We start from the raw sequence: 3,090 nt of genomic DNA on the forward strand, positions 1-3,090 counted from the left end.
ACGACGATACCGTCGTCCGGAAAAACGTCATCGCCTTCCAACGGGAAATCGCCATCGGCTGACAAAAGTTACCTTTTGCGTTCAGGGAGTGACGAGCCCAGTAATGTCGAACATGATCTGCTACCGCCTCGATACGGAGCTTCTCCGCGTCGCAAAGAGCGCGAGAGCGATCTATACCCGGTATGCGGATGACATCACTTTCTCAGGCTATCAGCCTCCCGCTCCGCTTTTCGAAGCCGGGCCGCCCCCAGTCGGCAGGTTCTCCTCAGACTTGCTCTCAACCGCCTTGCGTGTGGCCATCGAAGGCAACGGCTTCACGATCAATCCGCAGAAGGCCCACTACGCCGACCGAAACTCACGGCGTATCGTGACCGGCGTGAAGATCAATTCTGGGCTGAACGTTGATCGCCGATACGTCCGCGATATCCGAGCAAAGCTTAACTCGGTAGAGAAACATGGGCTTAAGGCTTCCCAAGCAAGACATTCTGCCAAAAACGGCAAAGGCGATATCTGCTCGCATATTCGCGGAAAGATCGCATACGTCGTCCATTTGAAGGGACTGGCGGACCCAGTCGTTCGGTCGTTGGCTTTGCGCTACAATCGGAGCTTCGCGGATCAGCCTATGAAAGTCACACCGACCGACAGCGAGCGGCGGGATCGGTCGGTTTGGATCGTCGAGCATTCTGGGAATGAAGGAGAGCAGGGTACCGCCTTCTTTCTGAGTGGTGTTGGGCTCGTCACGGCAGCTCATTGCGTAGAGAATCCAGAAGATCTGCTCCTCTATCATCCGAGCACACCGTCCAACCAAACTAGGGTCTCGGTCCGCAAGCGATGCGAGCATCACGACTTGGCGATCCTCGACCACGCGATACATCCGAATGAGTTCTTTGAGATGGAAGCGGCGACGGTCGCAGCAGCGGTTGGCGATGATGTCACTGCATGCGGTTATCCTGGATATGGGCCCGGTGACCGTCTCAACATTCGGAATGGAACGGTGACGTCTCTGCCTAGGAAGAGCGCGATCGATAGAGTCGAGGTGTCGCAAGAACTCAGTCAGGGCATGTCAGGAGGCCCGGTATTGGATGCCGGCGGGAGGGTCGTCGGCATCATCCATAAGGGTGGACCGAACGAAGGCCGACAAATCGCAACCGCAATCCACGAGCTGAAGAAATGGGCGGCAAGCTAGGGGTTACCCGCCTCTCTTTGCCGCCCATGTCGAAACTAGAAATGTCGCCATCGTGCCGGACAGATTGACGGCGAGCTGCGCATGACGGGCGGCCGGCTTTACCTTTTTCGGGCCTGGACTGTGCGCGTCACCAATCTTATTGCGCAGCGATCCCAAGGATTCGACCACCGATTGGCAGCTTCCGAGAATCTGCTTGAACACAGGTTCCGTGTGGCCATCAGGAGCCAGGTTCAGAATCTTGGCTAATTTCCGGTACAGCACCGGCAGGTCGTCTTTTTCCTCATATGTCTCCCCCGCTTCGACGATGATCCACTTGCACACGTCCTCGAGCAACGTCCTCGCCAGCGTGATCGCGCCCTGAGGATCGGTGTCTCTACGATCGAGAGCCTGTGTCCACCGCGCAGCCACCGTGTCAGGCTCGAAGTCGGCCAACGCCTGCGATATTCCATCATCCGCCGGGCTGCCGAGAGCGACGGGCTGGACCTCGTACACCGGGCTGCCTGACAGGCGCCGAGCAATGAACAGGCGATAACCGTCGTGGCGAAGGTGTTCATTGATCGCTGCGGCGAGTTCGGTCTGGGCGTCGGGTGATTGTGTCAGCGGACTGGTGACCTCTTCCAAAAATCGGAAGAGCTGCCTTTGCGAACAGGTCAGATAGCCGACCGCTTCCAACGTCTCCCGGTTGTCCCAGTCGTTGTTCCTGACAAGTGCATTGAAGAGATCGTCATCCAAAGTCTGCTCCGACGGAGCATTCTCGAAGACGGATGACATTCGATGCGTCGGCCACACGCGGCGGATGAAGTCGATTTCGTCGAACTCGGTGCTGTAGGGCCGCTTGTTGAATAACGCCATGATGCGGCGACGGGTTAGTTCAGAAACCGTGGCTTGTCCGGTTTCCTGAAGCTTGGCCAGCGCCTCCGACAAGTCATAGGAGTCAACTTCTTCGATGAGCCGCTGGGCGATCGGGATCAACTCTGCCGCAGATTTCTCGAGTAGACGTCTTTCCGCATATTTGAACTTGCTCTTGAATGACTCTTCCCGATCCCCGTCCCGTAGACCAAGCCGACTGCAAAGGGACGGCACCTCGTTGGCGCTGAAATCGGAAATCGCACCTGCCAATGCATTTCTAAGCTGCTTGACTGCTCCCGACGGATACTGCTGCGTTGTCTGCTGTTTCACCCGATGCCATTCTCCCTTCAATTTTGTATACGAACCGGGCGGCCGTGGCAGTCGAGTCAGTTAGCCGACTTGGCTAAGGTGGATCAGGTTCGTTCTTACGCCATCAGCTTTTTTGTGACTGGCTCCGGACCATAGCCCTCTTCGTGTGTCCTGTCGCCGAGGAAGACGCACTCGCATTGAGGCTGAGCCACATCCGCTCGATGAAGACACTATTCATTCCAGCGACCGCACTCGTCCATGGGGGATGCCGATCTCCAGCATTGCGCTCACTACATCAAAGGCAGCTTGCGCCTGTGTAGTATTCTAAGCGGACGGCCGCTCACGGCCCACAACTGCCTGGCGGAAATGCGCCCCATTTCGGCCGTTTCCGTCGTGACGGCCGCTGCCCAGAAGCGGACAAAGGCGAGGCAGAGCACCGTGGCACCTTTGCGCCACTGAACGAACATGACGTAATCGCGGGAGCGGTGGCCACCTAAGATGTGGCGGCGATGTTCGAACATCTAGCCGGCTGGCTGTCCCCCGCTAGGATGAAGAACGGGCTCACGATCGACACCGGGCCCAGGCATCGAACGGAGGACAGCCATGAAGCAGTATATCGGTCTCGACGTTTCCATGAAAGAGACGGCAATATCGATCCGGCAGGACGGCAAGAGGATTTGGCGGGGCAAGTGTGCGTCCGACCCGCAATTGCTCGCGGCGGTGATCCGCAAGCGCGCACCGTATGT

The 3,090-nt window shown here is 57.6% G+C and carries 2 protein-coding genes and 1 pseudogene; 2 read left to right on the forward strand and 1 reads right to left on the reverse strand.

Annotation, left to right across the window (positions count from 1 at the left end):
• Positions 1 to 103: 103 nt before the first annotated feature.
• Complete coding sequence (locus IQ26_RS38785; protein ID WP_145723563.1) at positions 104 to 1,186, forward strand: S1 family peptidase; 1,083 nt, start codon at positions 104 to 106, stop codon at positions 1,184 to 1,186.
• Between the two features lie 3 nt (positions 1,187 to 1,189).
• Here the strand turns inward: IQ26_RS38785 and IQ26_RS38790 are convergent, their stop codons facing one another.
• Positions 1,190 to 2,365 carry an abortive infection family protein gene (locus IQ26_RS38790; RefSeq protein ID WP_162458202.1) on the reverse strand — a complete coding sequence of 392 codons (1,176 nt, stop codon included), beginning with the start codon at positions 2,363 to 2,365 and terminating at the stop codon, positions 1,190 to 1,192.
• Positions 2,366 to 2,947: 582 nt separating this feature from the next.
• On the opposite strand from IQ26_RS38790, the pseudogene IQ26_RS40980 reads away from it, so the two are divergent.
• A pseudogene (locus IQ26_RS40980) lies at positions 2,948 to 3,090 on the forward strand (IS110 family transposase); the annotation flags it as partial.

The sequence above is a fragment of the Mesorhizobium tianshanense genome (genome assembly GCF_007830515.1).
Lineage (GTDB): Bacteria > Pseudomonadota > Alphaproteobacteria > Rhizobiales > Rhizobiaceae > Mesorhizobium > Mesorhizobium tianshanense.